The organism is Phormidium sp. FACHB-592 (assembly GCF_014695795.1).
Lineage (GTDB): Bacteria > Cyanobacteriota > Cyanobacteriia > Leptolyngbyales > Leptolyngbyaceae > Stenomitos.
Genome location: NZ_JACJOZ010000086.1, coordinates 1 through 17,752, shown reverse-complemented (window position 1 = coordinate 17,752; position 17,752 = coordinate 1). Strand labels below are relative to the sequence as shown.

The window sequence follows — 17,752 nt, the reverse complement described above, 5'->3', positions numbered from 1 at the left end:
GTATCCTGTTTTTTCTTAACTTCTGATCGCTAGTATCTGATGGCTGATAAAAGAGGTGAGCGACAGCGAGATCGTAACGTTCCGTATCACAAGCTACCGTTTTTCCTTATGAATGCTATAATTAAATCAAATCAACTAGCACATTTTATTTTTAAGAGATGTCTATCATGAACAGAAAGCGTCAGGAAGTCGTGACACAGGCATCCCAGACCCACCGCGTTAATATGCAAAAAAACTTGCAGCGCCGCTTGGAAGCCGCCAGAGCCAATGGTGATGAAGAATTGATTCGTCTTCTGGAAGCAGAAGCAACCTATATTGGTTAGTCGATCACTGAGTTCGCGTTGCTTAAGACAGTCTAAAGTTCCATTGCTCACAAAAAAGAAGCCAAGGATCAATCATTTGAGCGGTCCCTGGCTTCTTTCTTTAGGTTGGTTAAGCGTATGTAAGCAGCCGAAGCCCCAATATTGATAATGAGAAGTTGATGGGCGATCGCGGCTACCGATGGGCAGCCCTTAGAGCTTCAAGACCTCACCAACTTTCAGTATTCTGATTTGACTTTTGACACCTTGCTGCCGAAGTGCTTGAGAGAAAGCAGTCGGTGTTCCTGGCAGGTTGAAGGCACCATAATGCATGGGCACGACAGTGGTTGGGTTGACCAGCTTAACGGCTTCAGCAGCTCGTTGAGGTCCCATAGTGAACTGGTCGCCAATGCACGCTAGCATCAAGCTCACTTTTCTAAATTTGGGTATGAGCGACATATCGGCAAATAAATCTGTGTCGCCCGTATGGTAAATCACAGGTCCACCTTTGACGCTTACCAAAAAACCACCAGGATTGCCAGCAAACGTTGCAGGGCTACCATCTGATGCTACCGAAGAACTGTGGACGGCTGGAATAAATGCAACCTTGACCTCGCCATTCAGCAGCGTAAGTTCTCCACCAAAGTTTCCCTGTGTTTCAAAAGGAACTAATTCTTTGGGATAACCGCTAAAGGCTACCATTGCTTGCCCTAAGTCGGAGGAACTGACAAGCTTAGCGTTCGTTTTTTTAGCGATCGCCACCGCATTCCCTACATGGTCAAAATGCCCGTGCGTCACCAGGATTAAATCGACCTGCTTTAGCGCTGCCAGATCTGCTTTACCGTTAGGGTTGAGGGGATTCTCTAACCAGGGATCGATCAGCAGCACCTTACCGGATGGTGTGGTGAGCTTAAAGGCTGATTGTCCATACCAAAGCAGTTGAGTACTACCTGATTGCGCATTGCTGGCACTGTGCCATCCAGCCATCACGATCGTCAGAATGATCGTGATTAGGGCGATGCCTGCTTTCAGCAAATGCTGCCGCACCCAAGTCCATTGCTTCATTGTGATATCCTTTACATTGGCGATCGCAGTGCTGATTTTGCCGCAAGCGTGCAGTTAGATCCCACTTCAGGGAGACTTTAGCACCTAACGCAGCGGTCATTCTCACGAGTCAAACGCGATCGTATCAACCCAGTCTTGATACTGCGTCTCGCGTTTTTCGGTAATTGCAATAAGCAGTGCCCGTAGACGTTCAGTCACAGGACGGTCAGTGGGCAGTTCGTAATTTTCAACGCGCTTAACGGGTGCCACCTTAGCAGCCGTGCCCGTCAAAAAGACTTCATCAGCAATATACAGTTCAGACTTGTCGATGGGACGCTCGATCGTAGGAATGCCCAAATCCTTCGCTAGAGTCAGCACACTGTCACGAGTAATACCTTCTAGAATGTCCTGATCAAGCCCAGGCGTGATCAACTGACCATTGCGAACGATGAAAATATTCATCCCTGAAGCTTCGCTCACTTTGCCCTGCGTGTTCAGCATAATGGCTTCATCAAAGCCCGATTCAACAGCTTCCGTTTTGGCAAGGGCTGAGGCAATGTATGCCGCAGTAATTTTGCCACGCAACGGCATACTAGGATCTGCCTGACGCTGCCACGAGCTAATGCGACAGTTTACACCTGCGGGCGGCAAATAATCGTCCATCGCTAAACCGTATACCAACAGGCTCTTTTCAACCTGATGTAGCCTGGGTGCAATGCCAAGTCCAGAGGTATAAACAAGTGGACGGATGTAGAAGGGACGAGTTGGGCGATTTTTTTGGATGAACTCAACAATCACCTGCTTGATCGTCGTACTAGGCAAGTCGTAATGGATAAAGCGGGCACTCTGACTGAGCCGTTGGCAGTGTCTCTCTAGCCGAAAGAGAAGGATCTGATTAGGGTTCTGTGGATCAGGAATGCCTCGCATCCCACCGATCGCCCCCGTCCCATAATGCAAAGCATGGGTAGCGATCGAGATTTTGGCATCTGTAAACGGGATAAATTGCTCTTGAAGGTAGGCGATCGGCAGAAAGGTGTCCATGAGTCCGAGGGGTGATTGAAAAAAGCTAGTGCTGTTGATAGTACTCCACGACCTGCGTCATGAACGACCGCCAGCGATCATTGAGCACTCAAATTCAGTACAAAGACTGGGCGGCAATCATCTCATCCATACCCTCATGCACATGGCGATAGAGATACATAAACACTGCTATAACCCGTCACTCCTTTATCCTTTGCCTTTGCCCTTCTACCCCTTACAAAAGCCAGCCCATCTTGCTTCTTGTGCCTACTATCAATCCTGAAAGAGGGAGAATTCTCCACCAAAGCTTTACTTCTAGAGCAAGAGTTTGTAAAAACTGTTGACTTTCTAAACTGGTTGGGTACATTAGGTGAAGATTTGCATGACCACCTTTAAAGCGTTTGGCATCCATCTATGGGTAGAAAGAATCGAGCGGGTAAAAACAATCGCGCCGTTTTAACCTTAATCGTCGCGTGTAGCACCGCTGGCGTGATTTTGGGCGGTACAGCAAGCTGGGCAGAAAGTAACAGTTGTCTGCAAGAATCAGCACCCTCTGCACAGTGCTTAACTAAAAGCCCGATGACACGAACGATCGAGGGAATGAGTGTCGGCTTAGTAGCAGGCTTAGGAGCCGCACTGGGAGCCGTCTGGCAGGCGAAGCAGACAACCTAAGCATAGTTGTGAAGCATAATTGTGAACGATTGTCCTAGCTCTTAGGACGATCGTTCTTTGCACCTGACAACCGCACGTTGTTAGTATTCGCTTCTCTAGCACTGGCGTCCCTGGAACGAGAGGGCAGCTCTGGCTGAAGCTGCTGCCGACCATTGCGAACCACGCGCATCATTTCGCTTAATTGTTGCTCCATTTCTTGCAGCACGCGATCGGCATACTCATCTGCCCCCGCCTGAATTTCTTCGCACTCGGCGATCGCCATGCGCTGCATTTCTTCTAGCTCCTGTTGAGCTTGACGGCGTATCCGTTCAATTTCAGCGATGGTCTGCGCTTCCGCAGCTTCACACTTTTGCTGCACTTGCTGACGAATCTGCTGCGCTTCGATCTCAGCCTGCCGCAAAATGCCCATTTCGTTCAAAATTTTGGCTGCCTGCCGCTCGGCATTTTCGACAACTTCCTGGGCATATTGCTCGGCTTGCAAGAACAACTCATCTTTCTGGTGAGCGATCGCCTCTGCTTCATGAAATGCCTCTGGAAGACTGAGCCGCACCAAATCGAGCTGCTCTAGCAACTGCTCCTCATCCACCCATGTCCAGCGCGTCATCGGCACCCGTGGACTGTCGAGGATCATTTCCTCCAGCCGATTCAACTCTCGCTGAATATCTATTCCCGACCGAGAGGTTTCTCCTGAGACGGTTCCGTTATGAGTGGTAGCGGCGTTGGTGCCAAAGCTGTGGTCTGGGCTGATGCTGGATGAGTCTTGGCGAAGCATTGGTAAATATCTACGGCGACATGGTTAGGAACAAGATGATCGATCGCACCGCCAAACCTGGCGATTTCCTTGACGAGACTGCTGCTCAAAAAACTGTATTCATTGGACGTTGCTAAAAAAACGGTTTCGATCTGAGCCGAGAGTGTTTTATTAGTATGAGCCATTTGCAGCTCCATCTCAAAGTCAGAAAGCACTCGCAAGCCTCGAAGCAGTGCTGATGCTCGTCGCATCCTGGCATAGTCAATTGTTAAGCCGTCAAAACTATCAACTTCAAGATTAGACAAGTGTTGCGTGGAGCGGCGAATCTGCTCTATGCGGTCTGGTACTGTAAACAGCGGCGTTTTATTTGGATTGCGTAAAACTGCCACGATTACCTGATCAAACAGCTTACAGCCTCGCTCAATAATGTCGAGGTGCCCTAGGGTAACAGGATCGAAGCTGCCAGGATAAATTGCAAGCACGGACAGTGACCAACGCTACTGAGGCGATTATAAAAGCAAACGCTGCTGACTCAACCGGATACTGCTGAAGTAAGCCCAATCAGGCGAAGTCGCTAAGAGCAAAGTCGCCTTAATCACGAAGCACATGGCAGAGAAGCAGCTCAGTAAAAGGCGAAAAGGATGGCAGTAGATAACTCCAAGTGATGGAAATCTACCTACTCTACCAGAGCCATATGATTTCACCAAGCGGATATGCTTCTCGGCGATCGTTGCTGCTTGATGAATTATTTTTGCAGGCAAAAACTGTGTTCACGTTGCTGTTTTCGTTTCACTGCCAATGCGGCATCTTTGACTAGCGATTTGCTTCACCACCTCTACTAGGGGTTGTTCCAGGGTCTGGCGCTCCTGCTGTAGTGTGGTGGGATAAAGGACTACGAACAAGTACTCGCGGAGCAACAGCATAGCACGCTGAGGGCTAGTCATTTGGTCTGAGAGAGGGCTGATAGCAGGAATAACCTGAAAGCCCATTTGCTCAAAGATCAGGAGCGATCGCCATAGGTGAGGCGCATCTGTCACTAACAAAATCTGCTTAACAGCTTGAGATTGCAGCACGGCTTTTGTAAACATTGCATTCTCCCAGGTTGTTTTAGAGCAACCCTCGCCGCTGATGTTCGCAGCCGGGATGCCCCTGGTTCGCAGTAATTGAGCGAGTTCGGGAGCATCATTAATTCCACTCACAAAAATTACGGGTGCTCGCTGCTCTCTCCAAAGTTGTGTGGCAACATCCGCACGAGACGGACTATGTTCGCGCCCACGTCCTAAAATGACGATCGCATCCACCCTCGTATCAGGATCAGGGGATAGCGGACTGACGATTCCAGCCGTTGCCAGTGCAACAAACGGTGGTGAGATGAGAATCAGGTAGACAATCAGTAGGGCGATCGCATAAGTCCTCACGCGACGCAGCCAGCGCCTAGAACGAAAGAGCCAGGGCAGGCTAATCAAAAACAGAAGCGTAAAGATGACTCGAATGGGATCACTGAACCACTCTAACCAGATCCAAGACAAACGAATTGAGTCCATTTGACGTTAGTCCGCAGAAGGCAGACAGTGGAATGGGGAACCGGAAATGGAGAGGCAAAGGGACAAGGGAGTTAAGGGAAGCAGAGGGAGCAGCTCAAAATTCCTTTCTTGGTTGAAGTACTTTAAGGTAAACACGATCGCACCGCTCGGTTTCGACACCCGTTGCTGGCTGATAGCCGCTGGTTTCGTAGAGCTTGACAGCTTCGGTTAACACGCTAGCGGTTTCAATCCAGATTTGCTCGAAGTGGCGGGTGGCGATCGTGACTTCTAGGGCTTGCAGCAAAAAACGCCCTAAACCCTTACCTCTAGCTTCTGGTAGCAAGTACATCTTGCGAATCTCGACAGCATTTTGCCCGCGCAGGATAGGGTAGTAGGCTCCGGTGCCAACGAGTTTGCCATGCTGCTCGATCACCCAAAACTCGCCATTGATTGCTTGGTAAGATGCCTCGACTGCCAGGACATCGCGATCAGCACCCTCTGGCTCCCAACCTAACCCGTACTCCGCTAAGACAGCACGAATGATTTCGGCAGCGGCAGCGCGATCGGTTGGTTGCCAGTCACACAGCAAAAAGTCCTTGTACTGTACTTGCATGAATGAAAGGTTTGGGTGAACGAGAAACTTGGCTAAACGTGGGTCAGGCTTGCTGGGTTTGCTCTTGAATCACCGCACTCCAGTCATCATTTTCGACTGATGCTTTGAGCGTTGAGTGCGCTTCAGCCTGACTTTGGGCATCAGCTTCACGACTCAGATCAGCGTCTGCCATTGCTTTGCGTAGCTTGAGCTTTTTCTCTTCATATGCCTGTCGTTCGGCGGGTGACATAACAGCGATCGCAGCTTCTCCGATCGTTCCTGCCCACAGATCACTTGCCTCTGCATTACCAGATGGTACGTAAGCTAATTGAGCGATCCAGGCATCACGCTGCTGTTCCATGACTTCTCGCTTTGGAAACTTGGCGGTTTGTACCTGGACAAACGCGCAGATATCGCTGCCAAGCTGTGCCAAATGCCCCCTAAGCGACAAGGCAACGTTGCGAGAGTAGCCAATATAGTGAGTGCGGCGATCACGTCCCAAAACCGCATAGACACCTACCACCTTGACGTTACCAGCTAGATCACACCAGGCTTCTAGAGGCATTAACTCAGAGCTGTTCTCCAAACTTGGAGCTGCGGTAACTGCCGCTGTGTGCTCATCCTCAGAGCCATAGAGGAAGCCGTGTAACCCTTGATGACTTTGCGGTACGTTTTGATGCTCGATCGCTGTGTTTTCAGCTTCCACTCGTATTGCTCCTGTTTGAAATGGCTTGATAAGGCTGCTAGCACTCAGCGGTTAGCTACTAGCGTTCAGTCGATTGACGTTCAGCACTTGTAATAGGATCGGTCAAAATTTACAGACTCACAGTGATGCGCTCATCAGTCGCTACGCTATGAGGGAGGCTTTTTCCCTTGTTGGTTAGCTATGCATCCTCGGTTCAGGGTGCAGAGTAGCGAGCAACTGGCTTTCGATCGCCGCCAAGGCTTCTAAACGTTGGTCTACTACAGCACGCTCAAACTCAGTTGTTGCCAGGAGCCAATAAACCCCATAGTGCCGTGCTTCCGATGCCATAAGGGCGCGGTAGAACTTCGCCAATTCAAGGTCTGGACAATGAGCGCCCAACAGTCCAAGCCGTTCATGACTACGAGCTTCGATTAAGCCACAAACTAGTAGGGTATCCAGCAGGCGATCGGGTTCTTTTGCCCGAATTTGCTTGTTCAAGCCAGCGCCATAGGGAGGTGGTGCCAGTGCGCGTAAAGGAATACCCCGTCGTTCTAAAATTTCGTTAACCTGTTCAAAGTGCTCCAATTCTTCTTGGGCAATGGCTGTGAGCGATCGCACCAATTTTGTATAAGACGGATAGCGAAACATTAGGTTTAGCGCTACGCCTGCGGCTTTGCGCTCGCAATGGGAGTGATCCAGCAAAATGGTATCAAGATTGGTTAGCGCCTGCTCAAGCCATTGTTGAGAGGTCGGTTGCTGTAAAAACTTGATCGTCGTTGGGTTTGCCGAAAGCACCATCTAAAGTTGAGTTATGGGTTCATGCACAGTCTACCAAGTCAGCAGGGTAGCGCTTACAGATTGCGATTGACAATTGACAGATAAGATATGTTAGAAGCGCTCTTCATTATCGCGATCGGGCTGATTCCGGCAATTATCTCATGGTTCCTGATGCGTAAAGCCGAAGCTCACCTGAGAACCCGCTTGCGTGCCGCGATGAATGCCTCCGCTAACCGTCAGTTTAACCGCTTTCACCGATCGCCACTCTCTGCCGATCACCAATATGTTGAGGGGGTTGGCTATCTGATCGGTGATATCAGTTGCCGCTTCAACGCCCGCTCTGCTCATATTCGCTGCGCCGTTAACCCCTCTGGACCCTGCAAGGAATGCCCATACTATGAGTCGATTGAATTTAAATAGACCTTAGGAGATTTCTGAGAAAGAATGTACCGCTTGTAGGGGGCAGGTTTTGCCAGAAGCTTTGCGAATAGCCGATCACGTTGGTATCAAACCTATCCCTACAGGTCTTTTGTTTGCTAGAAATCTCCTTAGTCCATAGCCTACCCAATACCTCAGTTTCTTAGTTCCTCACTCCTTCAGCCCTCATGATCTTTCCCAGTTTTTCAGACTTCACGAGCCTCGCCAAGCAAGGTAACTTTGTTCCTGTCTATCAAGAATGGATCGCTGACTTGGATACTCCCGTATCGGCATGGTATCGAGTGTGTGCAGGACAGCCCTATAGCTTTTTGCTGGAGTCGATCGAAGGTGGTGAACAACTGGGACGCTACAGTTTACTAGGCTGCGACCCGCTGTGGGTGCTGGAGGCGAGAGGAAACCGCACCACACAGACTTACCGCAACGGGGAACAAGAAGTCTTTGATGGTGATCCCTTTGCGGTGCTTGCTCGTTGCTTAGAGCCATATCGCCCTGTAAAGCTGCCGCAGTTGCCACCGGGCATTGGTGGGCTTTTTGGTTTTTGGGGCTACGAACTGATTCATTGGATCGAGCCTCGCGTACCCATTTATCCTGCAACAGCAACCGATTTACCGGATGGTTTATGGATGCAAGTCGATAACTTGCTAATCTTTGACCAGGTGAAACGCAAAATTTGGGCGATCGCCTATGCTGATCTGCGTGACCCAAATACCGATCATGCCCTTGCTTACCAACAAGCCTGCGATCGGGTGGCTCAACTGGTCAACAAGCTACAATCACCGCTTTCAGAGCAAGCCGTTTTACTGGCATGGACACCGCCAGGAACGAGCAGTCCGCCGTCAGTACCAAATCAACACTCCTCGCCTGCTCTCTACACCAGCAATACGACCAAAGAACAATTTTGCGCCAACGTTGAGACAGCAAAAGCGCACATTCAGGCGGGCGATATCTTTCAAGTGGTTGTGTCGCAGCGGCTATCGGCAGAGTATAGCGGTGATCCGTTTGCGCTCTATCGATCGCTGCGGTTGATTAATCCATCGCCTTATATGGCGTACTTTCACTTTGGCGACTGGCAGATCATCGGCTCTAGCCCAGAAGTGATGGTCAAGGCAGAGCTTGCACCTGACCCAACTGAACCATTAGTGGCAACTGTCCGACCGATCGCAGGCACCCGACAGCGCGGTAAAACGTTCCAGGAGGATGCGGCACTGGCAGCCGATTTGTTGGAAGACCCCAAAGAAGTAGCTGAACACGTCATGCTGGTCGATCTGGGACGAAACGATTTGGGGCGGGTCTGCATCAATGGCACAGTCAGCGTTGACGAACTAATGGTAATTGAGCGCTATTCGCACGTGATGCACATCGTCAGCAACGTAGTGGGTAAACTTGCTCCTAGCAAAACAGCGTGGGACTTGCTGAAGGCTTGCTTCCCAGCGGGTACGGTCAGCGGCGCACCGAAAATCCGAGCAATGGAAATCATCCATAGTCTAGAGCCGTGTCGTCGAGGACCCTACTCTGGTGCCTATGGCTACTATGACTTTGAAGGACAGTTAAATACGGCGATCGCAATCCGTACAATGGTGGTTCGCTCTCAAGGTGGCGGCAAACATACTGTCACCGTACAAGCGGGAGCCGGACTAGTCGCGGATTCACAGCCTGAAGCAGAGTATGAAGAAACCCTTAATAAAGCAAAGGGTATGCTGGAAGCAATCCGAAGCCTAACGTAGCGCTGACGTTAAGCATTGCACAGTAGTTAGGCTTGCATCACTTCTTCATAAATGTTACCTTTCTTTACAGAGAGTGATGGTAAGAACATAATCTAAGCAGTTTATGTCTTAAACACCACACTGAGTTAGCCTATGGTTAGCCTGCTCCTAGGCTTCCACAGTTAATCCTGTCTGTTTCTGTCATCTGCCATCTGCCGTCTGCCGTTTTATATAAAGTCGGGTTTATATTGGTTCCTTGCATGGCTTAAAGAATGGTGAAAGATTAAAGTTGTCTTCATAAAAAGTACTACTTAGGTCAGAAATCTTTTTTCATCCTGCGTACGCCTTACCCACCGTGATACCTTAATGGATGGCATCGAAGCTTCTAGAACGGTTACGTTAGAGAAGTTTCTTCACTTGTGACCCTTGGGTCAATTTACTCATCCTTGGCGCATCGGTGATGACAGAGCACTCACGCAATCACCATTTGACTCCAGACTCCTAGCCGTCCGGTGAAAGCGCCATCAGACGTAGAGCGGTGGATGGAAATGCCTTGAATAGTACACCCTATAATCAAGGTTAGTTAGGGAAAAGAGTACGCTGTTTCTGGGGACAGGTTTACCACTCTGGTTTCATGCAGCATTTAGTTTGTGCGCTTAAGTATGTCTATCTGAATCACAGTCTGGAGGTATCGTTCCCATGTCCATTCGTCTCTATGTCGGCAATTTGCCAGAAGATTTGAGTCGCCAAGAATTAGAGGCGGTTTTTGCAGAAGCGGGTGATTCAATTTCGATTAAAATCATCACCGATCGCAAGACGAACAAGTGTCGTGGCTTTGGCTTTGTCACTGTAAAAAGTGAGGAAGAAGCCGATGAGATTATTGAGAAATTCAATGGTCGTCCTATTAAAGACAACGCTTTGAAAGTGGAACGGGCGCAGCCACGAGCTAAAGACAAAGCTGATGACGAAGATTCGCCTTCGGCTACGAGCGCTCCGGTTCCGGCTGGAAGTGCTCCTAGTGCTGTTCGACGTAAGGGCAATGGCAACAGCGGCAACAACAAGACCCGTCGTGCTGCTGGCACCACTCAGAATGATTCTGATAGCGTGCAACCTGATCCTCGGTGGGCGCAAGAGCTTGAGAAGCTGAAGCAACTGTTAGCTGCTCAAACAACAAACCCCTAGCGCCTTGTTGTCATACTTTGATTGATGCTAAAAGCTTGACGTAAACAAGCTGAACAGAAGGCTCTTAAATGACCAGTTTGCAGCTTCTTGCAACATTGACCATTTAAGAGCCTTAATTTTTACTTGTCAGCGCCATTTTAGATGATTACAGAAAAAATCTGTTGGGCGTGATATGCCTTGAAGGGTAACCAATTGTTCGTCTCCATTCAGTCGATCGCATACAACGCAGCGTCTACGATCGTTCACCTGATTGCCCACTTTAATCGACTAGAGACACCTGAAATTGCTCTTGCAAATGCTCTCGAACTTGCTGAGAAAACGTTGGGCGCTGATTGAATTTTTCTGTCCGCACCGCTTTGCGCTCGGCATCTAGCATCCAGCCATAGTCGCTGCTGAGGCGAAGATTGCCTTGCCAGTCTGAGATCGAAAGAATGAGCTGGTCGGCGGGGCTATTATCAACGCCGTTGACCCGAAACACGTAGTTATAGGTATTTTGACTAGCTGCTGCAACAGTGGACGGTTGCTCAAAGGTTTCCTTGAGCCGCTTTCCCACTTGTGCCGCCAGTCCGGGGGTTGTCAGGTCATCCAGCGTTCGCACTGCCAGCGTGAGGGCAAAATAGAACTGTTCTACAGGAATAAACTCAAGCTGCATAGGTGGTTACGCTCTGTCACGGTCTGGTTTGTCTGAGTCTAAGAGTTGGGTCGGTTGCTGCCGGGAAGCTGTAACCGTAAACCCAAGCCATTAATCAGAGTACCAGTGTCTCGCAAACAGAAACAGGGGAAGCGACAGATGGCTGCGATCCCCCCTTCCCTCAGCCCCCTTTGCCAGCGTTCACTTAACCCAGCGTATAGGCAGACTGTAATGCCCAGACAATTAGTGCCGCAATACTTCCCAAAACCAAGAACGCAGAGAGCGCAACCGCTTTTGGATTATCGGCACCATTGAACTTCATGATGCCGCGATTTAGATCTGACATAGGGCTACTCCTCGTAGTCACAGTGCTTAAGCAGAAGCAGTACAGGCAAGGCACGATCGCATTAGATAAGAGCCTTACTTGGTCACTGGCTTCTCCAGATAACACTTGTACCCTCAAATTTTAGCGATACTCACGCTAGAGACAACGTATTCTTAAGTGTTTGATTAGAAAAAAGCATCAATTGGTAAAAGGAATTGGCAAAAGGCGATCCACCTTCATGGTAGGCATTATGTGTAACGAAAGGCAGTAGCGATCGTAGTCGCATACTTTCTAGCAGGACACCTGGAGATTAAATTTCTCTTTCAATAAAAAAGCGCGCTTTTCGTATGATTATTTGGATGCTTGAAAGAAATAGTCAGGAAAATGTGAAGTAATTTTAACCAAACGTTAATAATCACAACTAAGCTGTTGTTTTTTGATGTGCAAGTACAGCATACTTAACCTCAAATCAAGTCAACGCTCAGCCATGCCTCTGGATTAGTTTGTAATTAGTTTTAGATCTGCTTAAACGATGACTTAATCGTGCCTCTGAGTCGGTCAGCTGTAAGCGTCATTTCGACGCGGCTGGGTGTTTTAAATTCATAAGTTTGGATATATAGAATGGCTTTCTCAGTTGAATTGACTGCGGCTAATTTTCAGCGCCCTGGTACTATCATTTCTCCCTCGTCAGCAAGGATGGCAAAAGTTCCCCCAGCAAAAGTCTCATCTCTAGCGGCATTGTGGGCAAAAAACTATATCATTTCTGTCACAACACGTGATGAAGCCGAACGGTTGCGAAAAAGTGCTGATTTAGCAGAGATTACATCGCAAGAAGGGCGTGCCCGCACGGCACAGCATTTACAGCACAACCTGAAGTTAGCAAGTGCTCAAGCCTGGTCGTTAACTGAGAAGCTACTGTCTGAGGAAGTACGCCGTCACGGCATTGACCTGAATGTAATTAATCCCTGGCAGATTGCGGCAGATTCTCATGCCTTGTTTCAGAAGGCGTTAGATGCCTATGGCGATCGCGTAACGCCTCGACGGCTATCGGTTATTGTAGGCAGTGAGTTTGGGCGCGTGCGGCAGAAGTATACGGCTGATGATCCACGGGCGATCGGCTTTGTGAGTATGCAGTTTCACTACACGGGACAAACGCTGCTCGACAGCCTCTCATCCGCAGAACGGCTCCTTCTAGAACCATACTTTAAAGTGATGGATGACCACCTCTATATGCCGCTTCGGGCTGCGTATGAGGCAGCAGCAAACCATCCATCAACCTCTCCCGCTTTACGAGCCGTACAGAATTTGCTACCCATTAGCACCCGTGTTGCCCAAGAAGTCTGTAAGCAGGTGAGTCGTCTGCATCCTAGCTACGAAACCTACAGTGGGTCTCTCAGCGCCCCACAGGTAAGAACATCAAGCATCCGTGATGTCGAAATGTTTCAGGTCTATCTGTGCCTCTGTGTGCTGGAAGATAGCCTTCAGTCGGTACAGAATGAACTGTTTCCCCTCTGCGCGATGCTGTATCCACGCCTTCAAGTTAGCTGGCGCTTAGTGCAGGAGATGCTGCAAGCGATCGGCTGGGAAATGCACGATCGTCTCACACCACATGACGTAGCTGTGTTTCTACCCTATCTAGGCGCGCTGACAGAAATGTTTTCTAATGAGGTGTTTCAAAGCGCTTAAGGCTTGTGAATGGTTGGCAGCAAAGTGATGACTCCATACGATGTTTTAGCAAATCTTATGCTAGAAGCGAAGTCTACCTTCAGTCAGGAGTTTGAAGCCTGCAACCAGCGCTGTAAAGGCAATGAGGAAGTTCCAAAGGCTCGTCGGCTTTAGCATGATGCCCCCGCTAAGGAAGACGAGCACAACGCCAAAAATTAATAAGATCCAGCCAAATTTGCCTGTTTGACGAGGGAAAACGAGAAGTGAAATGACACCCCCCATAATTGATAGCACTGAGCCTTGCGCTGGTAGGTTGCGCCAGAAGTAGGGAGAGTAATAGGTCGAAAACATGATGTTTTGACCGAGAAAATACAGACCCCCTAGTAAGAGCACAATGCCAAACAATTGACTCATAAATTTAAGACCTGTCCAAAGTAACGTCAGTATTCCCTACTGAGGTTAAAAATCACGACAGAAAGAGGCGATTCCGGAGGCTGGCTAGTCTATATCTGACATTGATAGTGCGAGTTGGTAGATCTGACGGCGAGGCAGAGCCGTTTGTTGTGCGAGTTGACGGCTAGCATCCGATCGCGAGAGTCCCTGCTCCAAAAGGTGCTGCAACTCCATTTTCAGTGCCGCTTCAGATAGTACAAGTTGGGTTGGGTTGGCTCCTGCTACAACAACTGTAAATTCGCCCTGCGGTTCGCGAGTGCTGTAATGGGCGATCGCTGCCTCAATGGTGCCACGCCAAATTTCCTCATACCGTTTGGTCAGTTCCCGTGCCAGTACAATTTGACGGTCTGCTCCTAAGAGGAGAAAGTCTTGCAGCGTTTGGCGCAGTCGATGGGGCGCTTCATAGAAAACTAACGTGCGGGACTCGGTTTGCAACACCTCTAGATGAGCGCGACGTGCCTGGGGCTTGGCAGGTAAGAAGCCTTCAAAAATGAAGCGATCGCACGGCAAACCAGAGGCAACTAGGGCAGCGATCGCGGCACTCGCACCCGGCAGCGGCACCACAACGATATCTGCTTCGGCACAGGCTTTCACCAGCTCATAGCCAGGGTCAGAAATTCCCGGCATTCCGGCATCGGTGACAAGGGCGATCGTCATGCCTTGTTGCAGCTTCTCTAATAGTTCTGCCGTACGACTATGACGATTGTGGTCGTGGTAGCTAATCTGAGGCGTTGTAATCTGAAAATGGTGCAGCAGCTTTCCTGTATGGCGTGTGTCTTCGGCAGCAATCAGGTCAACCGTTTGCAAAAGCCGCACTGCCCGGAAAGTCATGTCTTCTAAGTTACCGATCGGTGTACCGACAAGGTAGAGTGTTCCTGGCATGGGGGAGAAAGGTGAGGGGAGAGGAGGGAGGGGAAATGGAAGAGTAAAGGGGTAGAAGGGTGAAGGGGTACTGGAAACTGGAAACTGACGACTGACTCTGAAGAAATGCCTCAAGCTCAATTCGATCGTGGACTGTTTGTGGGAATGGTGACGTTGGATCTGATCTATCTAGTCGATCGACCGCCCCCGCCAAATCAAAAAATTGTTGCGTCTGACTCCACCATAGCGGCTGGTGGACCCGCGACGAATGCGGCTGTCGCTTTTGGTCATCTGGGTAAAACTGCGATCGTGCTCGGTGCCTTGGGCGCTCATCCGATCACTCAGCTCATTCTGACAGACTTACAGCAGTGTGGCGTGACCTTAATAGACCTCAACCCGACTCACACCGAACCACCCCCTGTTTCCTCAATTATGGTGACAGAAAACACGGGAGAACGAGCCGTTGTCTCGCTTAACGCTGTAAAACCGCAAGCGATCGCCGGCTATCTTCCCAGCGATATTTTGCAGGCTGTCTCTGTAGTGCTGATCGACGGGCATCAGATGGATGTGGGACAAGCGATCGCGACCCAGGCACGATCGCAGGGTATTCCAGTAGTGGTCGATGGCGGCAGCTGGAAACCTGGCTTTGAAACGGTGCTATCTCTGGCTGATTACGTCATCTGTTCTGCCAACTTTTACCCACCAGGCTGCGAGAACACCGCAGACGTAATGGCGTTTTTACAGGCATTGGGCATCCCCCATCTTGCTATTACGCAAGGGCAAAAGCCACTTCTGTACTGGGCAGTGGATCAAGCTGGACAAAGCGAGGCTAGGCAGATGGCAGTGCCTGCGGTAAACACAATCGACACGCTCGGCGCAGGCGATATTTTTCACGGTGCGTTCTGTCACGCCATTTTGCAGGAAGATTTTAAAGGCGCGCTGGCGATCGCCGCTAAGGTTGCGGCTCAGTCTTGCCAATACTTTGGGACACGGCGATGGATGGAGGGGAGGGGTGAAGAGATGAAGAGGTAAAGAAGTGAAGAGGTGAAGGGGTGAAAGATGAGAGGAGAATACGCCGAGTGAACCATTTGCACGCTACAGAATTGCAGGAATTAGTGGCGATTGCCCGCCGCATTGGCTGGGGATCTGCTGACATTTTGCTTAAAGTTCAGCATGCAGACCTGGCAATTCAGGATTCAGCGGATGGTCCTGTGACGGCAGCGGATACTGCGGTCGATGCCTACATCCTTAACAATCTGCAAGCCAGTTTAGGTAAGCAGGACTTTGCCTACTTGACTGAAGAAACGTACAAAACGCAGCCCAGCCATGAACGGTTAGCTAAGCCCCTGGTCTGGGTGATTGATCCGCTAGATGGGACGAAAGATTTTATTAACGGTACTGGAGAGTATGCGGTTCACATTGCCCTGCTGGCAGGCAATCGCCCCATTCTGGCAGTAGTCGTTTGCCCAGCGGCGGAACGGCTCTACTTTGCGACGTTAGGCGGCGGTACCTTTGTTGAACATCAGCATGAAGCGCCAAAACCGATCTATGTCTCCCAACGTAACCGTCTGGGGGAAATGACGATCGTTGCCAGTCGCAGTCACCGCAACGATCGTTTTGTGCAACTACTACAGCAGTTTCCGGTACAGCAGCAGCGATCGGTCGGCAGCGTCGGTGGCAAAATCGCTGCCATTTTAGAACAGCAAGCGGATCTGTATCTTTCGCTCTCTGGCACATCGGCACCCAAAGATTGGGACTTAGCTGCCCCCGAGTTGATTTTGACAGAAGCAGGCGGACAACTCACGCATTTTGACGGCACTCCACCGCGATACAACCAGGAGGATGTTAGTCAATGGGGCGGGCTGCTTGCCAGTAATGGGCAATGTCATGACGTTTTGTGCGCGGAAGCAACCAGGATTTTAGGGGCGATCGATGGTGAGTAACAGCACAGTAGAACCGTCGCAGCTATCTAGAATGGCAACAGATAAACTCTCAGTGGTTGGCTCTAAAACCTTGTTAGCCCTCCGCACCTCCCTATAGCAACTTAATAACTCACAATCAAAGCAAATCTTCTTCAGATAGCCTTGCTATTTTCATCAGGGCTTTCAACGTTCTAACTTTCAGGTCTTGATTGCGGTGAACAGGAATTGACAGAATTTATTTACTTCAAGATTTTCCTAGATATGATGGCTATCAGTTATTTTTCGCAAGACCCAGCCTTTGTGCTCCACGATTTTGCATAACTGCTTGCCAGAAATAGATTTCATACAGCAATTTCAACCACTTGATCAGTTGAATTGATTGCGTTACGACTGTTAGCAACATCAAGCCAACCTTCAATAGCGTCTTGCAAATTAGCTACTACTTCGTCTATTGTGTCACCTTCAGTAACACAACCAGGAAGTGCAGGCACCTCTGCCCAATAACCACCTTCTTCTGCTGAGCGAATAATCGCTTTGATTTTCATATATCTGCTGAGTTAGAGTTGTTGAGAAAATGCTAGCAACCTGATTGTCCTCGACTATAGACAAATTAGTTAATTGCCCCGAAATGTCCCAAAGATGTCAAAATCAAGAACTCACGTTTGCTTGATTATCGATTCATAGAAAACCTCTTGCTGCTCCCAAAACTTCCTAAGCTTTCTTATCACGAGCTTAAGATAAAAATTGTGAGAATGCAGCCAACGATAGCAATTGAAGTGTGGAGCGCCACCCAAAGCTGATTGGGATGAATTTTTGTCATAAGCGGATGGCGCTTTTCATGAAATTCTTTTGCTTGAATCCTCAGTTCTTCAATCTGTATATCAGGATATAACTTATCCAGTTTGTCACGATAGAGTTTTACGATCGATAGGCTGTAATGAATGCGTTCTCGGTATTTGCGAGCACCGATCGCTCCATAAACTCCCAGAAAAATAAGCAGCAGAGATAGCGGAAGATTGTTCTTATCAAGCCCTTTTTGAGTAAAGATTCCTACTATAGCTGAAGCAATAAGAAGAATAATGTTACTTAGAAAGTGTTTGTAAATGCTGGTTAAGCAGGTTTCAAGTTCCTCGTTCGTCGGTTGTTTGTTAACCGCCTCAGCATCAACCGAATCATGACCACATAAACCATGCCTTCATGATTTTCAGG

Annotated in this window: 21 protein-coding genes; 8 read left to right on the top strand and 13 right to left on the bottom strand. The window is 49.2% G+C overall.

All coding sequences use genetic code 11. The features are described from left to right. Positions 1-167 precede the first annotated feature (167 nt). Positions 168-323, top strand: coding sequence for a hypothetical protein (locus H6F86_RS24065; RefSeq protein ID WP_190452059.1), 156 nt, complete (start codon positions 168-170; stop codon positions 321-323). A 189-nt stretch (positions 324-512) separates the two neighbouring features. Here the strand turns inward: H6F86_RS24065 and H6F86_RS24060 are convergent, their stop codons facing one another. Further along, a complete protein-coding gene (locus H6F86_RS24060; RefSeq protein WP_190452057.1) occupies positions 513-1,364 on the bottom strand; it encodes a metal-dependent hydrolase in 852 nt (283 codons plus the stop codon). 102 nt (positions 1,365-1,466) lie between these two features. After that, the gene (locus H6F86_RS24055) at positions 1,467-2,384 is read right to left on the bottom strand and encodes a branched-chain amino acid transaminase (RefSeq protein WP_190452056.1); all 918 of its coding nucleotides are present in this window, start codon (positions 2,382-2,384) and stop codon (positions 1,467-1,469) included. A 393-nt stretch (positions 2,385-2,777) separates the two neighbouring features. Here H6F86_RS24055 and H6F86_RS24050 point away from each other — a divergent pair, with 393 nt between their 5' ends. Next, positions 2,778-3,035 carry a hypothetical protein gene (locus tag H6F86_RS24050; RefSeq protein WP_190452054.1) on the top strand — a complete coding sequence of 86 codons (258 nt, stop codon included), beginning with the start codon at positions 2,778-2,780 and terminating at the stop codon, positions 3,033-3,035. 34 nt (positions 3,036-3,069) lie between these two features. Here the strand turns inward: H6F86_RS24050 and H6F86_RS24045 are convergent, their stop codons facing one another. The 6 genes from H6F86_RS24045 to miaE all read right to left on the bottom strand — a co-directional run bounded on the left by H6F86_RS24045 (position 3,070) and on the right by miaE (position 7,384). Further along, positions 3,070-3,807, bottom strand: coding sequence for a DivIVA domain-containing protein (locus tag H6F86_RS24045; protein WP_190452053.1), 738 nt, complete (start codon positions 3,805-3,807; stop codon positions 3,070-3,072). Further along, the gene (coaD, locus tag H6F86_RS24040) at positions 3,699-4,268 is read right to left on the bottom strand and encodes a pantetheine-phosphate adenylyltransferase (RefSeq protein ID WP_347241016.1); all 570 of its coding nucleotides are present in this window, start codon (positions 4,266-4,268) and stop codon (positions 3,699-3,701) included. Before coaD ends, H6F86_RS24045 begins: the two co-directional genes overlap by 109 nt. Positions 4,269-4,556: 288 nt before the next feature. Next, positions 4,557-5,330 carry a YdcF family protein gene (locus H6F86_RS24035; protein WP_190452050.1) on the bottom strand — a complete coding sequence of 258 codons (774 nt, stop codon included), beginning with the start codon at positions 5,328-5,330 and terminating at the stop codon, positions 4,557-4,559. A 94-nt stretch (positions 5,331-5,424) separates the two neighbouring features. Then, positions 5,425-5,922: a GNAT family N-acetyltransferase gene (locus H6F86_RS24030; RefSeq protein ID WP_190452048.1), complete on the bottom strand. Its 498-nt coding sequence runs from the start codon at positions 5,920-5,922 to the stop codon at positions 5,425-5,427. Positions 5,923-5,965: 43 nt separating this feature from the next. Further along, positions 5,966-6,607, bottom strand: a complete 642-nt coding sequence (locus tag H6F86_RS24025; protein WP_190452046.1) for a GIY-YIG nuclease family protein — start codon at positions 6,605-6,607, stop codon at positions 5,966-5,968. Between the two features lie 174 nt (positions 6,608-6,781). Next, the gene (gene miaE / locus H6F86_RS24020) at positions 6,782-7,384 is read right to left on the bottom strand and encodes a tRNA isopentenyl-2-thiomethyl-A-37 hydroxylase MiaE (RefSeq protein WP_190452045.1); all 603 of its coding nucleotides are present in this window, start codon (positions 7,382-7,384) and stop codon (positions 6,782-6,784) included. Between the two features lie 87 nt (positions 7,385-7,471). Here miaE and H6F86_RS24015 point away from each other — a divergent pair, with 87 nt between their 5' ends. The 3 genes from H6F86_RS24015 (at position 7,472) to H6F86_RS24005 (ending at position 10,686) form a co-directional block, all read left to right on the top strand. Then, a complete protein-coding gene (locus tag H6F86_RS24015; protein WP_190452042.1) occupies positions 7,472-7,783 on the top strand; it encodes a DUF6464 family protein in 312 nt (103 codons plus the stop codon). Positions 7,784-7,968: 185 nt separating this feature from the next. Continuing rightward, a complete protein-coding gene (locus tag H6F86_RS24010; protein ID WP_190452040.1) occupies positions 7,969-9,525 on the top strand; it encodes an anthranilate synthase component I family protein in 1,557 nt (518 codons plus the stop codon). A 678-nt stretch (positions 9,526-10,203) separates the two neighbouring features. Beyond that, positions 10,204-10,686, top strand: a complete 483-nt coding sequence (locus tag H6F86_RS24005; protein ID WP_190452037.1) for an RNA-binding protein — start codon at positions 10,204-10,206, stop codon at positions 10,684-10,686. 259 nt (positions 10,687-10,945) lie between these two features. Here the strand turns inward: H6F86_RS24005 and H6F86_RS24000 are convergent, their stop codons facing one another. Next, complete coding sequence (locus H6F86_RS24000; protein ID WP_190452035.1) at positions 10,946-11,338, bottom strand: hypothetical protein; 393 nt, start codon at positions 11,336-11,338, stop codon at positions 10,946-10,948. Positions 11,339-11,522: 184 nt separating this feature from the next. Then, on the bottom strand, positions 11,523-11,663 hold the full coding sequence (locus H6F86_RS23995; RefSeq protein ID WP_190452033.1) for a hypothetical protein: 141 nt from the start codon (positions 11,661-11,663) through the stop codon (positions 11,523-11,525). A 675-nt stretch (positions 11,664-12,338) separates the two neighbouring features. On the opposite strand from H6F86_RS23995, the gene H6F86_RS23990 reads away from it, so the two are divergent. Further along, on the top strand, positions 12,339-13,328 hold the full coding sequence (locus tag H6F86_RS23990; protein ID WP_190452031.1) for a hypothetical protein: 990 nt from the start codon (positions 12,339-12,341) through the stop codon (positions 13,326-13,328). A gap of 60 nt (positions 13,329-13,388) precedes the next feature. Here the strand turns inward: H6F86_RS23990 and H6F86_RS23985 are convergent, their stop codons facing one another. Next, positions 13,389-13,721, bottom strand: coding sequence for a hypothetical protein (locus tag H6F86_RS23985; RefSeq protein WP_190452029.1), 333 nt, complete (start codon positions 13,719-13,721; stop codon positions 13,389-13,391). A gap of 84 nt (positions 13,722-13,805) precedes the next feature. Then, positions 13,806-14,642, bottom strand: coding sequence for a 16S rRNA (cytidine(1402)-2'-O)-methyltransferase (rsmI, locus tag H6F86_RS23980; protein WP_190452028.1), 837 nt, complete (start codon positions 14,640-14,642; stop codon positions 13,806-13,808). A gap of 105 nt (positions 14,643-14,747) precedes the next feature. On the opposite strand from rsmI, the gene H6F86_RS23975 reads away from it, so the two are divergent. Together H6F86_RS23975 and H6F86_RS23970 are read left to right on the top strand one after the other, a co-directional pair. Beyond that, complete coding sequence (locus H6F86_RS23975) at positions 14,748-15,653, top strand: PfkB family carbohydrate kinase (protein ID WP_242033671.1); 906 nt, start codon at positions 14,748-14,750, stop codon at positions 15,651-15,653. A gap of 47 nt (positions 15,654-15,700) precedes the next feature. Beyond that, entirely contained in the window at positions 15,701-16,564 is an 864-nt protein-coding gene (locus tag H6F86_RS23970) for a 3'(2'),5'-bisphosphate nucleotidase CysQ (RefSeq protein ID WP_347241012.1), read from the top strand. Between the two features lie 320 nt (positions 16,565-16,884). Here the strand turns inward: H6F86_RS23970 and H6F86_RS23965 are convergent, their stop codons facing one another. Continuing rightward, positions 16,885-17,088 (bottom strand): type II toxin-antitoxin system HicB family antitoxin, encoded by a 204-nt coding sequence (locus tag H6F86_RS23965; protein ID WP_190452026.1) that lies wholly within the window; start codon positions 17,086-17,088, stop codon positions 16,885-16,887. Positions 17,089-17,752: the final 664 nt, after the last annotated feature.

What these genes read in the sequence shown, in the direction of transcription:
- H6F86_RS23990 (WP_190452031.1), top strand. Translation starts at nt 12,339, where the DNA reads ATGGCAAAAGTTCCCCCAGCAAAAGTCTCATCTCTAGCGGCATTGTGG.
- H6F86_RS24030 (WP_190452048.1), bottom strand. Translation starts at nt 5,922, where the DNA reads ATGCAAGTACAGTACAAGGACTTTTTGCTGTGTGACTGGCAACCAACC.
- H6F86_RS24035 (WP_190452050.1), bottom strand. Translation starts at nt 5,330, where the DNA reads ATGGACTCAATTCGTTTGTCTTGGATCTGGTTAGAGTGGTTCAGTGAT.
- H6F86_RS24055 (WP_190452056.1), bottom strand. Translation starts at nt 2,384, where the DNA reads ATGGACACCTTTCTGCCGATCGCCTACCTTCAAGAGCAATTTATCCCG.
- H6F86_RS24045 (WP_190452053.1), bottom strand. Translation starts at nt 3,807, where the DNA reads ATGCTTCGCCAAGACTCATCCAGCATCAGCCCAGACCACAGCTTTGGC.
- H6F86_RS24060 (WP_190452057.1), bottom strand. Translation starts at nt 1,364, where the DNA reads ATGAAGCAATGGACTTGGGTGCGGCAGCATTTGCTGAAAGCAGGCATC.
- H6F86_RS23985 (WP_190452029.1), bottom strand. Translation starts at nt 13,721, where the DNA reads ATGAGTCAATTGTTTGGCATTGTGCTCTTACTAGGGGGTCTGTATTTT.
- H6F86_RS24010 (WP_190452040.1), top strand. Translation starts at nt 7,969, where the DNA reads ATGATCTTTCCCAGTTTTTCAGACTTCACGAGCCTCGCCAAGCAAGGT.
- H6F86_RS24015 (WP_190452042.1), top strand. Translation starts at nt 7,472, where the DNA reads ATGTTAGAAGCGCTCTTCATTATCGCGATCGGGCTGATTCCGGCAATT.
- H6F86_RS24065 (WP_190452059.1), top strand. Translation starts at nt 168, where the DNA reads ATGAACAGAAAGCGTCAGGAAGTCGTGACACAGGCATCCCAGACCCAC.
- miaE (WP_190452045.1), bottom strand. Translation starts at nt 7,384, where the DNA reads ATGGTGCTTTCGGCAAACCCAACGACGATCAAGTTTTTACAGCAACCG.
- H6F86_RS23995 (WP_190452033.1), bottom strand. Translation starts at nt 11,663, where the DNA reads ATGTCAGATCTAAATCGCGGCATCATGAAGTTCAATGGTGCCGATAAT.
- rsmI (WP_190452028.1), bottom strand. Translation starts at nt 14,642, where the DNA reads ATGCCAGGAACACTCTACCTTGTCGGTACACCGATCGGTAACTTAGAA.
- H6F86_RS23975 (WP_242033671.1), top strand. Translation starts at nt 14,748, where the DNA reads ATGCCTCAAGCTCAATTCGATCGTGGACTGTTTGTGGGAATGGTGACG.
- H6F86_RS24000 (WP_190452035.1), bottom strand. Translation starts at nt 11,338, where the DNA reads ATGCAGCTTGAGTTTATTCCTGTAGAACAGTTCTATTTTGCCCTCACG.
- H6F86_RS24005 (WP_190452037.1), top strand. Translation starts at nt 10,204, where the DNA reads ATGTCCATTCGTCTCTATGTCGGCAATTTGCCAGAAGATTTGAGTCGC.
- H6F86_RS24050 (WP_190452054.1), top strand. Translation starts at nt 2,778, where the DNA reads ATGGGTAGAAAGAATCGAGCGGGTAAAAACAATCGCGCCGTTTTAACC.
- H6F86_RS23965 (WP_190452026.1), bottom strand. Translation starts at nt 17,088, where the DNA reads ATGAAAATCAAAGCGATTATTCGCTCAGCAGAAGAAGGTGGTTATTGG.